This is a genomic window from Streptomyces sp. NPDC004838 (genome assembly GCF_053600955.1).
The window spans coordinates 441,231-459,254 of record NZ_JBSGAW010000001.1; the positions used below are offsets into that span (position 1 = coordinate 441,231).

The following is an 18,024-nucleotide window of genomic DNA, read 5'->3' on the forward strand; positions in this document are numbered from 1 at the left end:
CCGGTGATACGAGATCAAGAAGAGACCGAGACGGCGAAGGAGCAGGGTGTGCGGCCTGGTACGACGGCTGACGCCCCTGGGACCGAGCCGGACCCGGCCGAATCCGGCGCGCCCGCCGGGGCCACCGGAGGCGAGCCCCCCACCAGCGAGGACAGAGAACCGATCGAGGACAAGCGAGCCGGAGACGGAGCCGGCGAGGAGCAGCCGAGTCCGAAGAAGCGGGCGGAGGAGGCGCGGGGGCGCGAGGACGGTGCCGGAGAGCACCCGCCGACGCCTCCCGGCGACGGAGCCGAACCCGCGATCAGCGCTGCCGGCACCGGCGGTGCCGCCGGCACCGGCGGCACTCCCGGTGCTGCCGGTCCGGACGGCTCCGACGAGGACCGGACACCGGTGAACGACAAGCCCGCCGGAAGGCGCCCGACGCCCCCCGGCGACCGGGCCGACGGAGCCGGCGAAGGGGCCGGAGAGCGGCAGCGGCCCCCGAAGGACGCGGCCGATGAGGACGCGATCGACGAGGACGCAGCCGACGAGGACGCGGCCGAGTGCGAGAACCCCGGCCCCGACGTCGGCGGCGTCGACCGGGTCTCGGGCGACGAGCCGCTGCTCGCCGCCCGCGTGCACCGCCCCTCCGATCTGATGCGCTTCCTCATCGGCGTCCTCGCCATCGCCGTCGTGCTCGCCATCGCCGCCTTCGCCCAGGGCACCACGACCGGCCTCGAACACGACATCAGCAAGGGCACGGGCCAGGCGCCCGACCTGCTGGTGAAGCTGGCCGGGCTGATCTCCTCCATCGCCGTGCTCCTCGTCCCGGTCGCCTTCGCGATCGAACGGCTGATCAAACGGGACGGTCTGCGCATCGCCGACGGCGTCCTCGCCGCCGTGCTCGCGCACGGCGTCACCCTCGCCACCGATCTGTGGGTCGCCAGGGCCGCCCCCGGCAGCCTCCAGGACGCGCTCACCCAGCCGCAGACCAACGGCGGGCTGACCGATCCCGTCCACGGCTATCTCGCACCCGTCATCGCCTACATGACCGCCGTGGGAATGTCCCGCAGACCCAGATGGCGGGTGGTCCTGTGGGTCGTACTGCTGCTCGACGCCTTCGCGATGCTGGTCGCCGGATACACGACACCGTTCTCGATCATCCTCACCGTGCTGCTCGGCTGGACCGTCGCGTACGGAACGCTGTACGCGGTCGGCTCGCCCAACGTCCGGCCCACCGGCCAGACCCTGCTGGCGGGGCTGCGTCATGTCGGCTTCCGCCCGGTCACCGCGATGCGGGCCGAGGATGTGCCCGGCGCGTTCCCGTCCCGCCCCGACGGCGGAGCGACGGCCGAGCAGACCGACCGTGGCCGCCGCTATCTGGTCACCCTGGAGCACGGGCCGCCGCTCGATGTCACCGTCGTCGACCGCGAGCAGCAGGCGCAGGGCTTCTTCTACCGGGCGTGGCGCCGGCTGACACTGCGCTCGATCACCACCCGCCGCTCCCTCCAGTCGCTGCGCCAGGCGCTCGAACAGGAAGCGCTGCTCGCGTACGCGGCGATCGCCGCCGGAGCCAACGCCCCCAAGCTGATCGCCACCTCCGAGCTGGGTCCCGACGCCGTGATGCTGGTGTACGAGCACCTGGGCGGGCGTTCGCTCGACGCCATGGAGGACGATGACATCACCGACAGCGTGGTGCGCGGGGCCTTCCGGCAGGTCAAAGCACTGCAGTCACGCCGGATCGCGCACCGCAGGCTGACGGGCGACGCAATTCTGGTGGATCGTTTCGGCACGGTGATCCTCACCGATCTCCGGGGTGGTGAGATCGCGGCCGGCGATGTGGTCCTGCGCATGGACGTCGCCCAGTTGCTCACCACCATCGGTCTGCGGGTGGGAGCCGAGCGCGCCGTCGCCGCGGCCCTCGACGTGCTCGGGCCCGACGCGGTCGCCGACTGTCTGCCGCTCCTCCAGCCGATCGCGCTGAGCCGGTCGACCCGCGCGACCCTGCGCAGGCTCGCCCGTGAGCGGGCCCAGCGGGAGCGTGACGCGGTGCTCGAGGCTTCCGCCGCCGCCCGGCGAGCCCGTATCGCGGCGGCGGGCGGCTCGAACGGCCGCAAGGCCGCGCGCAAGACGGAGCGGGCGGAGAAGCAGGCCGACAAGAAGGCGGTTGACGAGGCGCTCGACGAGGCGCGCGAGGAGGATCTGCTCACCCAGATCCGCCATCAGGTGCTGCTCATCCGGCCGCAGGCGCCGGTGGAACCGGTCCGGCTGGAGCGCATCAGACCCCGTACGCTCGTCAGTCTGCTCGCGGGCGCGGTCGCCGCGTACTTCCTGCTCTCGCAGATCGCGGGCAACAATCTCGGCGCGGACTTCGGCAGCGCGCACTGGGCCTGGGTCGCGGCGGCGGTGGCGTTCTCCGCGTTCAGCTATGTGGCCGCGGCGATGAGCCTGCTGGGCTTCGTGCCCGAGCGGGTGCCGTTCCCGCGGACCGTCCTGGCGCAGGTCGCCGGGTCCTTTGTGAAGATCGTCGCCCCGGCGGCGGTCGGCGGTGTCGCGCTGAACACCAGGTTCCTCCAGCGTTCGGGCGTACGCCCGGGGCTCGCGGTGGCGAGCGTGGGCGCGGCACAGCTCTTCGGGCTCGGGGCGCACATCCTGCTGCTGCTGACCTTCGGCTATCTCACCGGTACCGAGAAGACGCCGTCGCTGAGCCCGTCCCGTACGGTGATCGCGGGTCTGCTGACGGTCGCGGTGCTGGTGCTGGTGGTGACCGCGATCCCGTTCCTGCGGAAGTTCGTGTCGACGCGGCTGCGGTCGCTGTTCGCCGGTGTGGTGCCGCGCATGCTGGACGTGCTCCAGCGGCCGGTGAAGCTGGTGACCGGCATCGGCGGTCAGCTGCTGCTGACCTTCGCCTTCGTGATGTGTCTGGACGCGTCGGTCCGGGCTTTCAACGACGGCAGTCAACCGCTGAGCTACGCGAGCCTCGCGGTGGTCTTCCTCGCGGGCAACGCGCTGGGATCGGCGGCGCCGACGCCCGGTGGTGTGGGCGCGGTCGAGGGAGCCCTGATCCTGGGTCTGATCGCGGCCGGGGTACCGAAGGACGTGGCGACCGCGGCGGTGCTGCTGTACCGGATGCTGACGCTGTGGCTGCCGGTGCTGCCGGGGTGGATCGCTTTCAACCAGCTGACGCGGAAGGGCGCCCTGTAGGGCGGGCACGGTCGGATCCGGCACGCCGACCACCGCCGGGACCGGGACCGTCGCCGGAACCGGAACCGGAACCGGAACCGGGATCGAGATCGAGATCGGAATCGGGATCGGGATCGACCGGGGACCGCAGCCGGGATCGGGACCGCGGCCGGGATCGGCGGCTCGGAGGGACGGGCGCGGACGGGCCCGCCGGAAAGCGACGCCCGGGGAGGGACGCCCGGGGAGGGACGCGGGCAGGGTGGGTGTCGCAGGGCGTCGCAGGCCGGAAACCACCCGCTTGGCCCGCCGCAGGGGCGGGGCCCGCCCCCGCCGCGCACGATGGCGGCATGCCGATCTCTTCCACCGCCGCCCGCGCCGCCGCTCTCGTCGCCTCCCTCTCCGTGCTGCTGGCCGCGGGCTGCTCCGACGGAGGTGAGAAGAGCAAGGGGAAGGATCCGGGCCACGGCACGACGAGCGCGTCATCGCCCGGAAGCCCGCCGAAGGAGCTGGCCTCGCAGAAGCTGGTCTGGAAGCCGTGTCCGCCGCCGTCGGAGGCCGAGGGCGGCGGGCCCGCGCCGTCGCCGCTGCCCGGCGGCACGGCCTGGGAGTGCTCCTTCATGGACGTGCCCCTCGACTACTCCAAACCCGGCGGCGACACCATCGAGCTGGCTCTGATCCGGGCCAAGGCCATCGACCAGGCGAACCGGATCGGCTCCCTCGTCTTCAATTTCGGCGGTCCCGGCGGCTCCGGCATCGCCACGCTTCCGGCCGCAGCCTCCGACTACACGGCCCTGCGCCAGCGCTACGACCTGGTGAGCTTCGACCCGCGAGGCGTCGGCCGCAGCGTGGGCGTGCAGTGCGAGGACAACGCCCGGCTCGACAAGTTCTACGCCCAGGACGCGACGCCGGACGACGCCGCCGAGGAGAAGGCGCTCCTCAAGAGCCTCCAGTCGTACGCCGACGCCTGCCAGAAGAACTCCGGCACCGAACTCCCCCATGTCGGCACCGTCAACGCCGCCCGGGACATGGATCTGATGCGCCAGGTGCTCGGCGACGCGAAGCTGCACTACTTCGGCATCTCGTACGGCACGGAACTGGGCGGGGTCTACGCGCACCTGTATCCGAAGAACGTCGGCCGCGCGGTCTTCGACGCGGTCGTCGACCCGACGAAGAACACCGAACAGGGGTCCCTCGGCCAGGCGGCGGGCTTCCAGCTGGCCCTCGACAACTTCGCCCAGGACTGTGTGGACCGGGGCGACGAGTGCCAGCTCACGGGAACCACGGCGGCGGAGATCGAGGACGGGATCCTGAGCCTGCTCCGCCGGCTCGACAAGAAGCCGATCCCCACCGGCGGCGACCGGGTGCTGACCCAGACCGAGGCCACCAACGGCATCGCGCAGACGCTGTACTCCAAGGAGTTCTGGCAGTTGCTGGAGGAGGGCCTCGACGAAGCGGACGGCGGTGACGGATCGCTTCTGCTCGCGCTCTCCGACGCGATGAACGGCCGCAGCGAGAACGGCCAGTACAGCAATATGTCCGCGGCCTTCTCCGCCATCAGCTGCGTCGACTCCAAGGACCGCTACTCGCTGGAGCAGACGAGGGCGGCGCTGCCGGAGTTCCGGAAGGTGTCGCCGGTCTTCGGGGACTACCTCGGCTGGGGCCTGCTGGGGTGCACCAAGTGGCCGGTGCCCGGCACCTGGTCCACCCCCGACGTCTCCGCGCCGGGCGCGCCGCCCATCGTCGTCATCGGCAACACCGGCGATCCGGCGACGCCTTACGCGGGCGCGAAGGCGATGGCACAGGCGCTCGGGCCCGGCGTCGGGGTCGAACTGACCTACAAGGGCCAGGGTCATGGGGCGTACAACGGCGGCAGCACCTGCGTGAAGCAGGCCGTCGACTCCTATCTGCTGAACGGCAAGGTTCCGGCCGCCGGGACGGTCTGTCTGTAGCCCAAGGAAGCTGAAGGGGCTCTGCCGTGGCTCAACGGGCCTCTGCCAGCGGTGTTGTCAGTGGCGCCGCCTAGGATGTCGGGAAAGATCGAAGCCGTGGGGGCACGGGTGAGGGACACGGGTGGGGGACAGGATGAAACTGCGCGTACGGGCGGGGGCGCTGGCCGCGGCAACGTTGTTGCTGGCCGGGACGGTCGCGGGCTGTAGCACCGAACCGGACAAGGAGGAAGGCAAGGGCTCGGGGAGCGGGAAGAGCGCCGCGCCCTCCTCCCCCGCCGTTACGTCGCCGGAGCCGAAGGTCACCGCTCTGCCGGCGTCGCTCACCGGGCAGAAGCTCGACTGGAAGAGCTGCAAGGCGCCGGTGAAGGCCGACGGAATGTACGCCGAGAAGCCCGGCAGGCAGTGGCAGTGCGCCACGGTGGAAGCTCCGGTGAACTACGCCGAGCCGACGGGCGAGACCATGGGCATCGCCCTGATCCGGGCCAAGGCGAAGACCGCCGACCGGCGCATCGGCTCACTGCTCTTCAACTTCGGCGGGCCCGGCGGCTCCGGTGTCGCCATCCTCCCGCGCGCCGCTGAGGGCTTCAAGACGCTGAACAGCCGCTATGACCTGGTGGGCTTCGACCCGCGCGGAGTGGCGGAGAGTTCCGGCGTGGTCTGCCGGGACGACGAGCAGACGGAGGCCGCCCACGCGCTGGACAGTTCCCCGGACACCCCCGCCGAGGAGAAGGCGTACCTCGACTCCTCCGCCGCCTTCGGCGCGGGCTGCGGCAAGAGGGCGGGCAAGATCCTGCCGCATGTGGGCACGGAGGACGCGGCCCGCGACATGGATCTGATCCGCCAGGTACTGGGGGACGAAAAGCTCTCCTACCTGGGCTTCTCCTACGGCACGGAACTGGGCGCCGTCTACGCCCACTTGTTCCCCGCCAAGGTCGGGCGGCTGGTCCTGGACGCCGTGGTGGACCCCACCGCCGACTTCGCCGGAGGCGCGCGCCACCAGACCGTCGGCTTCCAGCGGGCCCTGGAGAACTACTTCAAGAGCCGGAACATCAGCGCGAAGGACGGCACCGCCCGGGTCGTGAAGCTGCTGAACGGTCTGGACCGCAAACCGATCCCCGCCGGGGAGGGCCGTCGGCTCACCCAGTCCCTCGCGATCATCGGGATAGTCCAGCCGCTGTACTCCGAGTCCGGCTGGGACTCCCTGACCGAGGCGCTGCGCGACGCCGAGAACGGCGATGGCGCCAAGCTGCTCCAGCTCGCCGACCAGTACAACGGCCGTGACGAGAAGGGCAACTACAGCACCCAGGATCATTCGCAGCGCGCGATATCGTGCACCGACTCGGCCGGCCGCGTGGTGACGGCGGACGAGGTCCGGTCCCGCCATCTGCCCGACTTCACCAAGGTGTCGCCGGTCTTCGGCCCGTTCCTGGCCTGGGATCTGGCCGGCTGGTGCGCCGGCTGGCCGGTGACCGGGGAGTGGCAGCCTCTGGACGTGTCCGCGAAGGGCGCGGCCCCGATCCTGGTCATCGGCACCACCGGCGATCCGGCCACCCCGTACGAGGGCGCGAAGAAGATGGCGGATGCGCTGGGCGTGGGCGTCGGCGTGCTGATCACCAACAAGGGCGAGGGGCACGGCGCGTACGGCGGCTCGGACTGTGTGACGAAGCTGGTGGACGCGTATCTGCTCAACGGCAAGGTCCCGGCGAACGGGAAGACCTGCTCATAGCGCCGTGCGTCGGGCGTGGCCGGTGCCGGGTCGGCACCGGCCACGGCTGACGCCATACGCCCGAGCCCCGGACCTGGGATCAGGTCCGGGGCTCGGGGAAGCGCTCCGGGGCTCCGGGGCATACGGCCGGGTGCATCCGCACAGCCGACCGGCCTGCCCGACCGGCTGTACGAGTGCACCCGGCCGGGTTCGGCACATGGCGGGTCGGCTCACCGTGCCGGGCGCGGACCCGGTCGGCTTACCGTGCGGGGCTCATCGGCTTACCGTGCGGGGCTCAGTAGACCGGCTTGCTCGGCTCGATCTGGTGGACCCAGCCGATCACGCCGCCGCCGACGTGCACCGCGTCGGCGAAGCCCGCCGACTTGAGGACCGCGAGGACTTCCGCACTTCGGACACCCGTCTTGCAGTGCAAGACGATCTTCTTGTCCTGCGGCAGGCTCTCCAGTGCGGTACCCATCAGGAACTCGTTCTTGGGGATCAGCTTCGCGCCGGGGATGGAGACGATCTCGTACTCGTTGATCTCCCGGACGTCGATGATCTCGATGTTCTCGCCCTCGTCGATCCACTCCTTGAGCTGCTTGGGAGTGATCGTGGATCCGGCCGCCGCCTCCTGGGCCTCTTCGGACACGACGCCGCAGAAGGCTTCGTAGTCGATCAGCTCGGTGACGGTGGGGTTCTCGCCGCAGACGGCGCAGTTCGGGTCCTTGCGGACCTTGACCTGGCGGTACTGCATCTCCAGGGCGTCGTAGATCATCAGCCGGCCGACGAGCGGGTCGCCCACTCCGGCGAGGAGCTTGATCGCCTCGGTGACCTGAATCGAGCCGACGGAGGCGCAGAGGACGCCGAGCACACCGCCCTCGGCGCAGCTCGGGACCATGCCCGGCGGCGGGGGCTCGGGGTAGAGGCAGCGGTAGCAGGGGCCGTGTTCGGCCCAGAAGACGGCGGCCTGGCCGTCGAAGCGGTAGATGGAGCCCCATACATAGGGCTTGTCCAGCAGCACGCACGCGTCGTTGACCAGATAGCGGGTCGCGAAGTTGTCCGTGCCGTCGACGATCAGGTCGTACTGGCTGAAGATGTCCATCACGTTCTCGGCCTCGAGCCGCTCTTCGTGAAGGATCACATTCACATAAGGGTTGATGCCGAGCACCGAGTCCTTGGCGGACTCGGCCTTGGACCGGCCGATGTCGGACTGGCTGTGGATGATCTGGCGCTGGAGATTCGACTCGTCGACCTCGTCGAACTCCACGATGCCGAGCGTGCCGACACCGGCCGCGGCGAGGTACATCAGGGCGGGAGATCCCAGGCCGCCCGCGCCCACACAGAGCACCTTGGCGTTCTTCAGCCGCTTCTGCCCGTCCATCCCGACATCGGGGATGATCAGGTGGCGGGAGTACCTGCGGACCTCGTCGACGGTGAGCTCAGCAGCTGGCTCGACCAGGGGTGGCAGCGACACGGGGACTCCGTTGCGTCGATATGTCAGTACGGTTGTTCTCTCCGTAACACTGCCACGCGCCTCCTCATTCCGAGACACCCGGTCCGATCCTCGAGACAAATTCGTCCCAGTAGCCGGGCAGGGATTCAAATGCCCCACTTTCTCTGTTTCGCGCCTTCTTCTCGGGCTCGTCGAGGTGGCCGGTGCGGTCAGTGAAGAAGATCGTTCCGGCGCCCTGCCAGCGGGCGATACGGGTGGCCTCCTCCAGGTGGGTGCGGGGCACGCCGTGGACGAAGTGGGCGAACCGCTCCGGCGGATAGTCGGCCGTCCACGGCGCCACCTGTGACCAGCGGTACTCCGTCCAGGGCCCGGAGTAGGTGACCAGCTGATGGGCCGCCTCCGCGTATCCGGGATGGGGGTGGCAGCCATGGCCCAGGACCAGATGCCCCCCGCCGAGCACGGCTTCCAGGGCCGCCGTCAGACGCCGTACGGGCGCCAGATCGACCCGTTCCGCGGGGCAGCGGTCCAGCAGGAATCCGCCGACCTGGTACCACTCCAGGTAGCGGTGCGCCTCGGCGACGAGATCACCGAAGGAGCGCGAGCCATGAGCCAGGTCGAGATGGCCCAGGACGCGTACACCCGCGTTCCGGAGCCGGCCCGCGGCGGCCAGGCAGTGCGGGTCGGGCAGCTCGCCGGGGCCGTTGGACACATTGAGCACGGCCCAGTGCAGCGGGGTGCTTGGCCGGGTCAGTTCGGCCCACTCGCCGGGCGCGAGCAGCGGGTGCGCGTAGCCCGGGATGCCGATGCCGAGCCTTCCCCAGCCCGTGTGCGAGCCCGTGAGCGGGGTCTCCCCGGCACCGGCCGCGATGTGCTGGACGCCTGTCGTGGTCAGATGCGACATGCCGCCTCCATCCAGATGTCGGCGAGTGACTCTTCGAGGTTGATACGGGGACGCCAGCCGAGCCGGTCGCGGGCGGTGCGGATGTCCGCCTGCTGCCAGCTGCCGCAGCCGTCGGGGTACGGCACCGGGGCCGCCGCGAGCTGCTCCAGCACGGATTCCGACCGGGGCGCTCCGATGGTGGGGGCGCCGAGGCCGACGGGCCTGCCGGGCGGGGTGTCCAGTTCGTGGAGCGCGCCCGTGTATCCGGCGACCCTGGCCAGGACCGCCGCCGCGTCCCGTAGCCGTACCGCGCGGCCCGTGCCGATGTTGACGATTCCCTGGGCGGCGGAGAGGGAGGCGGCGTGGACGGCCCGCGCCACGTCGCGTACGTCGACGAAGTCGCGCTGTACGCCGAGGCCGCCCAGCTTCAGCTCTCCGTCGCCGGACTGCATGGCGCGGCGCATGGCCTCGGCGAGGCGGCCGAGCGGTGAGCCGGCCGGGGTGCCGGGTCCCACGGGGGAGAAGACCCGCAGGACGACGGCGTCCAGGCCGGAGCCCAGGACGAGTTCGGTGGCGGCGAGCTTGCTCACTCCGTAGGGGCCGCCGGGGCGCGGGACGGCGTCCTCCGCGGTGGACGCGCCCTGCTGGGACGGCCCGTACTCGGCGGAGCAGCCGAGTTGGACGAGCCGTGCGCCGCAGCCGCTGCGGCGCAGGGCCTCGCAGACGGTGGCGACGGCGACGGTGTTGTGCCGGGTCAGGTCGCGGGCGCCGCCGCGGGTGGCACCGGCGCAGTTGATGACGACGCCGGGGTGGACGGCGCTCAGGAAGCGGGTGAGCGCGCCGGGGCTGCCCCCGGCGAGGTCGAAGCGTACGTCGGCGTCGTCGCCGCGCCCGAGCGCGGTGAGGTGCACGGCAGGATCGGCGAGCAGCCTGTCGGCGACGAAGCGGCCGAGGAATCCATTGGCACCGAGCAGCAGAACCCTCATCGCGCGGCTCCTCTGTGCCGACGGGTCGGAGCTGGGCATTGGCGGATCATCTTGGGGTCTCTCCTAGGGGTGTCGCGGTCGCCGCAGCGGCTGCGGCAGGGGTGGGTGCGCCCGCGGTGTCGGCTCCGCGGGAGTGGCGTGTCAGTCGGTATGGGCGGAGGCCCGGCACAGGGCCGCGGTGGCGTGGATGAGCAGTCCGGTCCCGGCGAGCGCGCAGGCGACGGCGGGTACGGCTCCGGCGCCCCAGGTGGCGATGGCGGCCTCCACCGGGGTCGCCAGGAACGCGCAGCCGGGCAGGTGTCCGGCCAGCAGGAGGAGGAGCGCCAGGACTTCGGCGGCGCAGGCGAGGGCGAGCCCGGTGGCCGCTGCCCGGGCGAAGCCGTGCGCCGTCAGCAGCCGGGCCAGGAAGAGCAGTACGCCCAGGGCGAGGGCGGGTGCGGCGAAGTCGAGCAGGGAGGCGGGTGCGGTGACGGGGCCGGCCGCTGACGTGAGCCCGCCGTCGGCCGCGCGCCGTGGGAGGACGAGGGCGGTCAGCGCGAGCAGGCCGGTGAGGGCGGCGGTGTACAGCGCGACGACCCCGAGCAGCAGTGGACGCGTCGCGGAGGCGAACTCGTCGAGCCCCCGGCTCCCGTTCAGCCTGCGTCGTGCCCGTACGGAGAAGAGGTGCGCGCACCAGACGGCGGGCGCGACGGCGACCGCGAGCGCCGCGAGCGGGGCGGGTTCCAGCCGGAGCGGGCCGTCGGGTCCGCCTCCGATGATCTGGTCGAGGAGCCCTTCGCCGTATGCGGCGAAGGCCAGGAGCCACAGCGTCCACAGGCCGGTGGCACGGATGGTCCGGCCCTGGGCTCGCAGGGGTCCGTGCCGCAGACAGCCGATGAGCGCGGCGGCGACCGCGACCGCGCCGAGTGCGGTGGCCGCGGTCCGGGGCGTGCCGTGGAGCGCTTCGCGCCCGGCGACGGTGAGGACGGCGAGGGCCCCCGGCAGCAGGGCCGTGAGGAGGGCGGTGCCGCCGGTGTTCCGGGCCGGATGCACGTATGCGCCGGGCCGCTGTTCCTGGCCTCTGGGCACCCGCGCGTACAGCTCGTCGGCGAGGGAGAAGACGTCCCGGTGCCGAAAGCGCGCGGCGGTGCGGTCGGTGACGCCGTGGGCCTCCAGGCCCGCCGCGATCTCCAGCGGATCGACGGCCCGCTCGCACAGCTCGCGGTGCCGGTGCATCAGCGCTCGTACGGGATCGGCGGGTCCACGCCGGGGCGCGGGCTGCCGACGCGCGGGCGCGGGCGCGGAGATCTCGGCGGGTCTGCCGGCCCGGCCCTCGGTGAGGGGATCCCATCGGCCGGGGTCGTCCTGTATCCGGGGCCCGCCGGGGTCGGCGGGCCCCGGTCGGCCGTCCGTGTACGCGCCGTCCGTGTACGCGCCGTCGTCGATGTACGCGCCGTCGTCGATCTGCGTGGTGCTCATCAGAGGAACATCCCTTCTGCGGCCCTCACGGGCGGGGTTGTGACCTCTCGGTCCCGATGGGCGGCGCGGTCCACGTGTTCGGAGGCGGTGTACTCGGCGGGGTCGGTGTACTCGGCGGGGTCGCCGTGCTCGGTGTACTGGGCAGGGTCGCCGTGCTCGGTGTACTCGGCGGGGGCACGGCTCGCCCTGCGGTCTGCGGGGTCCCGGTCGGCGTACACGCGGGTCGCTTCTTCCGGGACGTCCCAGACATCCGAGGCATCCGGGAATTCCGGGTGTGCGGTGTCACCGGCGGCTCCGGCTTCGGCGCGGTGAGCCCGGCCGAAGTCGGCTCCGGTCCGGCCGGCATCGGCCCCGACCACCGCCGAACGGTCGCAGCCCACACGACCGGTCCCCCCTCCACCACCCGAAGCGCCCGAAGCGCCCGGATCTGCGAGATCGCCCGTAGCGGCCGGACCCGCTTCGACGCCATCCGTCCCGCCGAGGCCCGCGGAGTCCACGGGTTCCGTCCCCGGGCCGCCGTGCGCACGAGCACCCCGTAGACCCACCGGGACACGCGCCTCCGCCGGGTGGCCGAAGGGGAGGAGTTCGCCGTCCTCGTTCACCTTTTCCCGCTGTACCGGGGAGTGGGAGATCAGCTCCAGATACAGCTCGCGGAAGGCCGCGACGTTCTGCTCGGCGGCGAAGAGTTCGAGGGCACGGGCACGGGCGGCCGCGCCCAGGCGGGCGGCGCGGGACGGGTCGCGGAGAAGGGCGAGGCAGGCGTCGGCGAGGGCGCGGGGGTTGCGCGGAGGGACGACGAGCCCCGTACCGCCGATGACCTCGACGACCGCGCCGACGTCCGTGGAGACGGTCGCACGGCCGCAGAACATCGCCTCGACCAGACCGAGCGGGAAGCCCTCGACGACGCTGGACAGCACGACGACCCCGCCGGCCGCGTAGGCGTCCGCGAGTTCGGGAGCCTCGGGTCCGCCGAGTTCCTCGAAGGAGACGGGGTTGTCCCCGACGGCGTGCGCGTCGGCGGCCTCGTCGGGGAACAGCTGGGCCGCGAGCGCCTTGCAGTGGGTGAGATAGGTGGCCGCCTCCGGCCCCTTCGCCGGCGCGCCGAAGATCCGCAGCCGGGCGCGCGGTTCGTCCTTCCGCACCTCCGCGAAGGCGTGCAGCAGCGCGATGAGGTCCTTCGCGGGCTCGATCCGGCCGACCCAGACGAGGGTGTGCGGGTCGCCGGACTCCCCCTCCCCCACCGCCGCGAAACGGTCGGCCGCCATGCCGGGGTAGACCGTGCGCAGCTTGGCGCGGTCGGCGCCGCACTTCTCCTGCCAGCGTCGGGCGTGGGCGTTGCCGGGGGTGATCACGGACGCCCGCGCGTACACCTCGGCCGCCAGCCGTCCCTGGAAGGAGGCGAGCAGGGCCCGTACCGGACCGCTGGGACCGCTGGGACCGCTGGGACCGCTGGGACCGCCACCGCCGTCCCCCGCACGGCCACCGCCGCCGTCGCCGCCCGCCGCGAGATAGTGGGCGCGCAGCCGCACCCCGTACTCGGTGACCAGGAGCGGCACTCCGAAGAAGCGTTTGGCCAAGAGGCCGGGGAGGGCCGCGGATCCCGCCGACGCGGCATGACAGAGGTCGACCGCGCCCAGCCGGTCGTCCCCGTACCAGTCCAGTGAGAGCGGACGCAGGGCGCGCTCCAGCGCGTCGGCGAAGGCGAGGTAGTCGGGGACGTTCGCGGAGTGCACGGTCCGGCGTGCGCCGGGCACCCGGCACGCGGATTCAAGGGCCCGTACGGCGTACTCGGAGCGGAGCGCGGCATAGAGCCCGCCGTGTTCGCGGGCGAGTTCCGCGAGGCCGTAGAGGCCGTCGGCGAAGCCGTCGCCCCCCTGCCGGTCCTCCGCCGCGCAGATCGACGCGGCGAGTTCCTCGAAGTGCCCGAGGAAGCGCCGTCGCTCGCGCCGCCCGTAGGTGTGCCCGTCGTCCGCGGGCGCCCAGAGGGCGGCGGTCCGCACCTGCCGTACGTGAGAGGGGAGCGGGAGCAGGCCACCGTTCTCCTGCCGGGCGCCGCGGCTGAGCGCGTAGACGTCGAACTCGTGCTGCGCGAGACCGCGCACAAGCCGGTCGCACCACACCTGCGGCTCACCCGACGCATACGGATAGCCACCGTCCGTAAGCAGTCCGATCCGCACGAGCGCACCCCCGATCTCCCTTGTGAGCGGCCACCGTTGGCTCGGCGACACGAGGCGGGACGACCGTAAGCCGGTGCGGAGGCCCCACGACGGACGGTTGTCCGTCGCGCCACCAGAAGGGGTGAATAGACGTAACTTTCGCACCACTGTAGCGTTCTGTGGCGCTAAAAGGACTCTCCGTTACGGCGAGTCAGGCTACGGCCAGCCCCTGAGAGACAGGACCGGACCGGCTTCAGTTCTTGGGGTACGGCCAGGGATTGGGCCGGCACTTGATGCCGTTGATGTTCAGCGACTTCGTCTGCTGCTGCATGACCGGCGCCGGCGCGCCTTCGGTGCGGCAGCTGACATGGCCGTGCCCGAGGCGGTGTCCCACCTCGTGGTTGATGAGCATCTGGCGGTAGGCGAACATCGCGCCGGGGCCGTACGTCCCCGAGCCCTGAGCCCAGCGGTACGCGTTGATCATCACCCGGTCCGTGGACGCCGAATCGCAGCTGACCTTGTCGATGGAGGTGTTGAGCCCGGATTTGGCGCACCACACGTCCGTCGTGCCCGGACTGGCGAGGGTGATGACGAACTTCGGTTCGCCCGAGGAGATCCGCTCGAACGTCATGGCCCCGCCGCGCGCCCAGCTCCGCTCGTCGTTCAGGGTCCGATGGACGGCGGCGGCGAACAGCGCGCCGTCCATCCCGAGGCCCTTTTCGACGTCCACCCGGTAGCGGACCTTGTTGCCCTTGCCGGGAGCCTTGTCGGAACCGGGCACGGCCTCGAAGGTGCCGTCAGCGGTCAGCTCCCGGTTCATCGCGAACCGGGTGGCCATCAGCTGCTCGTATGTGGGGGTCGCGGTCGCGGCCTTCTTCTGTGCGGGCGGGGGCGACTGTCTGTCGTCGGAACGGGAGGCGGAGCCGTCGTCGTCGCTCCGGCCGCTGCCCGCGGCGGACGCCTCGGGCTTGCCCTTGCCGTCGGTGGCGACCTGCCCGGCCACGATGACGGCGAGAACGGTGGTCACGGCCGCCGCCGCGACTCCGGTGAAAGTGCGGCCCCTGCCGCCCTTGGAGCGCTGCTCGGCGGGTGAAGCGGAGCCCGTCCGGGCATCCTCGGGCGAGTCCGCCGGGGACGCGGCGCGCGGGGCGGCGGCCTCGGAGCGGACCCCCGGCTCCGCGCCGGCGATACGGTCGTCCGGCCCCGGTCCACCCGGCCGCTCCGTGACGGAGGCGTACGGATCCGACCGATCGGCGGACCCGGTCGGTTCGGCCCCCGGTCCGTCGAACGCCTGGATGAAATCCTGGCGCGGTCCCGGTATCCGGGACCCGGTCGCCATGGGCCCCGGGGTGGCCTGGACGGGCGTCCTCCGCCTCGTCTCGTAGCCGGCGGGGAGGGGGCCCGTGCCCCAGCCGCCGCCCGCCTCGTGCTGCTCGGGGTGCCCACCGCGCGCGTGCAGGGTGCCGTACCCGGTGGCGGTGTGCTCGGCGCTCCGGGGGACGACCGGGTGTGCGCCGGTGCCGTACGCGCCGAGGCCGTGGGACCCCGTGTCGTGCGGATCGACGCGATGACTGCCGGTGTCGTACGGGTCGACCCGGTGACTGCCCGTGTCGTACGGGTCGACGCGATGACCGCCCGTGTCATACGGATCGGCCTCACGCGCGCCGGTGCCGCCGCCGTGGGTGACGGCCCTGGAACCGGAATCCGGGCCCTTGGGCGCGGGGCTCTTGCGGCTGTGTCGTCCCACGGGCCCCGATCAGCTCCTGCCGAAGTCGTCGATCAATTCCCGGACGGCCTGCGCGACCGTGTCCGGGTACTCCATCATCGCCACATGCCCGGCGTCCGGCAGAGTCAGCAGCCGGGAGTCCCTGAAGGCCCCCGCCGCCTTGCTCGCCATACGGTACGAGACGAGTTGATCACGCCCGCCGTACACCAGCAGCGTCGGCGCGAGCACTCGCTCCGCCTGTCGCCACAGACCGTGCTGGCCCCCGAGCGTGTACGCGTCGACGATACCGCGCGCCGAACCGGCCATCGCGTCCCAGAAATACGGCAGTTGGATCCGCCGCTCCATCTCCTCGACGGCATGGCGCACCGCCTCGTCGGAGACCCGCGCCGGATCGCCGTAACAGAGAGCCATCACCCCGCGCGTACGCCGCTCGGCCGACCAGTTCCTGGTGAGCTCGCGGAAGAGCCGGGCGACTCCGGGCAGGGCCAGCAGCCCGGTGGGCACGGCGCTGCGCTGCACCCGCAGTTCGGGCAGGGCGGGTGAGACGAGTGTGAGAGTGCGCACCAGGTCCGGCCGGACGGCGGCGACCCGAGTGGAGACCGCCCCGCCGAGGGAGTTGCCGAGGAGGTGCACGGGGCCGCGTCCGGCCGCGTCGAGATAGCGGATCACCGCGCGGGCGTGCCCGGTGACCGAGTAGTTGCCGTCTTCCGGCGGCGGCGAGTCGCCGAAGCCCGGCAGATCGACCGCCTCGCCGTCCACGACGTCGGCGAGGAGCGGCATGAGGGCCGACCAGTTCTGTGAAGAGCCGCCCAGCCCGTGCACGTACAGGGCGGGCGGCAGACCGCCGCGGGACGGCGGCCTCGATCTGACGCTGAGGGTGACCCCGTTCAGAGCGACGGGACGCAGCTTCTCGCCCTCGGCGACCCGTACGGCCGCGACCTCGGGCGACGCGGCGGCGGTGACGGCGCGGGCACCCGGCGGCTCGGTCGAAGACATGCGGCAATGTTACGAGACGATCACACCGCAAACCGTGTGTTCGGCGTCACAGACCGCGTAGCGCCGCGCACAGGTAACTCCTACGCTCGTAGTGGGAGAGTCCACTCGGCCCCTCCCGCCCCCGAGGGAAAGCGGTGCCGTATGGCTGCCGATCCCACCGATCCGGACATTTTCGCCGACGAGCAGACCCAGGACGACCGGATCGAGGACGATCAGGACTATCAGGCCGCGGACGACCGGGCCGCCGGACTCGACCAGGAGGTCCCGGAAGCCGACGCGGCGGAGCAGCACACGGAGGTACGCCCGGAGCGCGACGACCCGCTGTCGCATATCAATCCGGATACGGCGAACGAGGCGGACGCCGTGGAACAGGCGAGAGTGGTCGCCCTCGACGAGGACGACTACCGATGATCACGGTGAGTGAGAGCGAATCGACTCCCGGTGACGGGGGTCGATTCGGCTCCGAATAGGGAGCTACCGCGAGTGTCCGGTCCGTGAAATTCTGCGTCCGCGACGCACGCGGCCGGGTTACCCAAAAGTACGATGGCGGCGCGGCGCTCACCGCGCACAGAACGAATTTTGGGAGGCGGCGTGACAGCCATCGAGCAGACAGAGGCGGCGCGCCCGCGGGGTACGCGCCTGCCACGCCGAGCCCGCAGGAACCAGCTCCTGGGCGCTGCCCAGGAGGTCTTCGTGGCCCAGGGATATCACTCGGCCGCGATGGACGACATCGCCGAACGGGCCGGCGTCAGCAAGCCCGTGCTCTATCAGCACTTTCCGGGAAAGCTGGAGCTCTATCTGGCCCTGCTCGACCAGCACTGCGAGTCGCTGCTGCACGCGGTCCGCACGGCGCTGGCGTCGACGAGCGACAACAAGCAGCGGGTCGCCGCCACGATGGACGCGTACTTCGCTTACGTGGAGGACGAGGGCGGGGCCTTCCGGCTTGTGTTCGAGTCGGATCTGACCAATGAGCCCGCGGTGCGCGAGCGGGTCGAGCGGGTGTCGCTCCAGTGCGCGGAGGCGATCTCCGACGTGATCGCCGAGGACACGGATCTGTCCAGGGAAGAGTCGATGCTGCTGGCCGTGGGGCTCGGCGGGGTCTCGCAGGTGGTGGCCAGGTTCTGGCTCTCCAGTGAATCCCGTATTCCGAGGGAGACCGCGGTCCAGTTGCTGACCTCGCTCGCCTGGCGGGGGATCGCGGGCTTCCCGCTGCACGGCGCGGAGCCGCAAACCGACTGACGGGGACCAGGGGGCCGGGGGGCCGGGGTACGAGCGGGTAGGGGGTGCGCGGGGCGGCCGAGCGGCACCAGGACGGCCGGGCCGCACGCACTGCCGGACGGCGCGCACTACATAGGGGACCCGCGCGACCCAGACCCGGCGCGGATGAACACGGCTCGATCTCGATGCGGACCGGCGCTGCATGACCACGGCATGACCACAGCATGACCACGGCGTATGACTGCGGCGTGTGACGGCGACCTGACGAACGCCGTCGCGGGCACGGCGCTCCTCCGCGGCCGTGACGGGCCCGTGAGGCCGCGCGTCCCGTGGGG

At 71.9% G+C, this 18,024-nt stretch carries 11 protein-coding genes and 1 pseudogene; 5 read left to right on the plus strand and 7 right to left on the minus strand.

Going from position 1 to position 18,024, the window contains the following annotated elements:
* The first annotated feature begins 48 nt into the window (after positions 1–48).
* From ACWEFL_RS01840 to ACWEFL_RS01850, 3 genes are all read left to right on the plus strand, one after another.
* Positions 49–3,183 (plus strand): lysylphosphatidylglycerol synthase domain-containing protein, encoded by a 3,135-nt coding sequence (locus tag ACWEFL_RS01840; protein ID WP_451705918.1) that lies wholly within the window; start codon positions 49–51, stop codon positions 3,181–3,183.
* Between the two features lie 326 nt (positions 3,184–3,509).
* Entirely contained in the window at positions 3,510–5,111 is a 1,602-nt protein-coding gene (locus tag ACWEFL_RS01845) for an alpha/beta hydrolase (protein ID WP_451705920.1), read from the plus strand.
* A 133-nt stretch (positions 5,112–5,244) separates the two neighbouring features.
* Positions 5,245–6,837, plus strand: coding sequence for an alpha/beta hydrolase (locus tag ACWEFL_RS01850; RefSeq protein ID WP_451706182.1), 1,593 nt, complete (start codon positions 5,245–5,247; stop codon positions 6,835–6,837).
* 274 nt (positions 6,838–7,111) lie between these two features.
* Here the strand turns inward: ACWEFL_RS01850 and moeZ are convergent, their stop codons facing one another.
* The 7 genes and pseudogenes from moeZ to ACWEFL_RS01885 all read right to left on the minus strand — a co-directional run bounded on the left by moeZ (position 7,112) and on the right by ACWEFL_RS01885 (position 16,471).
* Complete coding sequence (moeZ, locus tag ACWEFL_RS01855) at positions 7,112–8,290, minus strand: adenylyltransferase/sulfurtransferase MoeZ (protein WP_451705923.1); 1,179 nt, start codon at positions 8,288–8,290, stop codon at positions 7,112–7,114.
* A 64-nt stretch (positions 8,291–8,354) separates the two neighbouring features.
* Positions 8,355–9,170 (minus strand): spherulation-specific family 4 protein, encoded by an 816-nt coding sequence (locus tag ACWEFL_RS01860; protein ID WP_451705926.1) that lies wholly within the window; start codon positions 9,168–9,170, stop codon positions 8,355–8,357.
* Positions 9,158–10,135: an NAD-dependent epimerase/dehydratase family protein gene (locus tag ACWEFL_RS01865; RefSeq protein ID WP_451705929.1), complete on the minus strand. Its 978-nt coding sequence runs from the start codon at positions 10,133–10,135 to the stop codon at positions 9,158–9,160. Before ACWEFL_RS01865 ends, ACWEFL_RS01860 begins: the two co-directional genes overlap by 13 nt.
* 141 nt (positions 10,136–10,276) lie before the next feature.
* Positions 10,277–11,593, minus strand: a complete 1,317-nt coding sequence (locus tag ACWEFL_RS01870; protein ID WP_451705932.1) for a hypothetical protein — start codon at positions 11,591–11,593, stop codon at positions 10,277–10,279.
* A 434-nt stretch (positions 11,594–12,027) separates the two neighbouring features.
* Positions 12,028–13,770 (minus strand): annotated as a pseudogene (locus ACWEFL_RS01875) (DUF3492 domain-containing protein); the annotation flags it as partial.
* 232 nt (positions 13,771–14,002) lie between these two features.
* Entirely contained in the window at positions 14,003–15,496 is a 1,494-nt protein-coding gene (locus ACWEFL_RS01880; RefSeq protein WP_451705934.1) for a DUF3152 domain-containing protein, read from the minus strand.
* Positions 15,497–15,505: 9 nt separating this feature from the next.
* Positions 15,506–16,471, minus strand: a complete 966-nt coding sequence (locus tag ACWEFL_RS01885) for an alpha/beta fold hydrolase (RefSeq protein WP_451705936.1) — start codon at positions 16,469–16,471, stop codon at positions 15,506–15,508.
* A gap of 141 nt (positions 16,472–16,612) precedes the next feature.
* Between ACWEFL_RS01885 and ACWEFL_RS01890 the strand changes: the two genes are divergently transcribed.
* Together ACWEFL_RS01890 and ACWEFL_RS01895 are read left to right on the plus strand one after the other, a co-directional pair.
* Positions 16,613–16,882, plus strand: coding sequence for a hypothetical protein (locus ACWEFL_RS01890; protein WP_451705937.1), 270 nt, complete (start codon positions 16,613–16,615; stop codon positions 16,880–16,882).
* 180 nt (positions 16,883–17,062) lie between these two features.
* The gene (locus ACWEFL_RS01895) at positions 17,063–17,710 is read left to right on the plus strand and encodes a TetR/AcrR family transcriptional regulator (RefSeq protein ID WP_451705939.1); all 648 of its coding nucleotides are present in this window, start codon (positions 17,063–17,065) and stop codon (positions 17,708–17,710) included.
* Positions 17,711–18,024 lie beyond the last annotated feature (314 nt).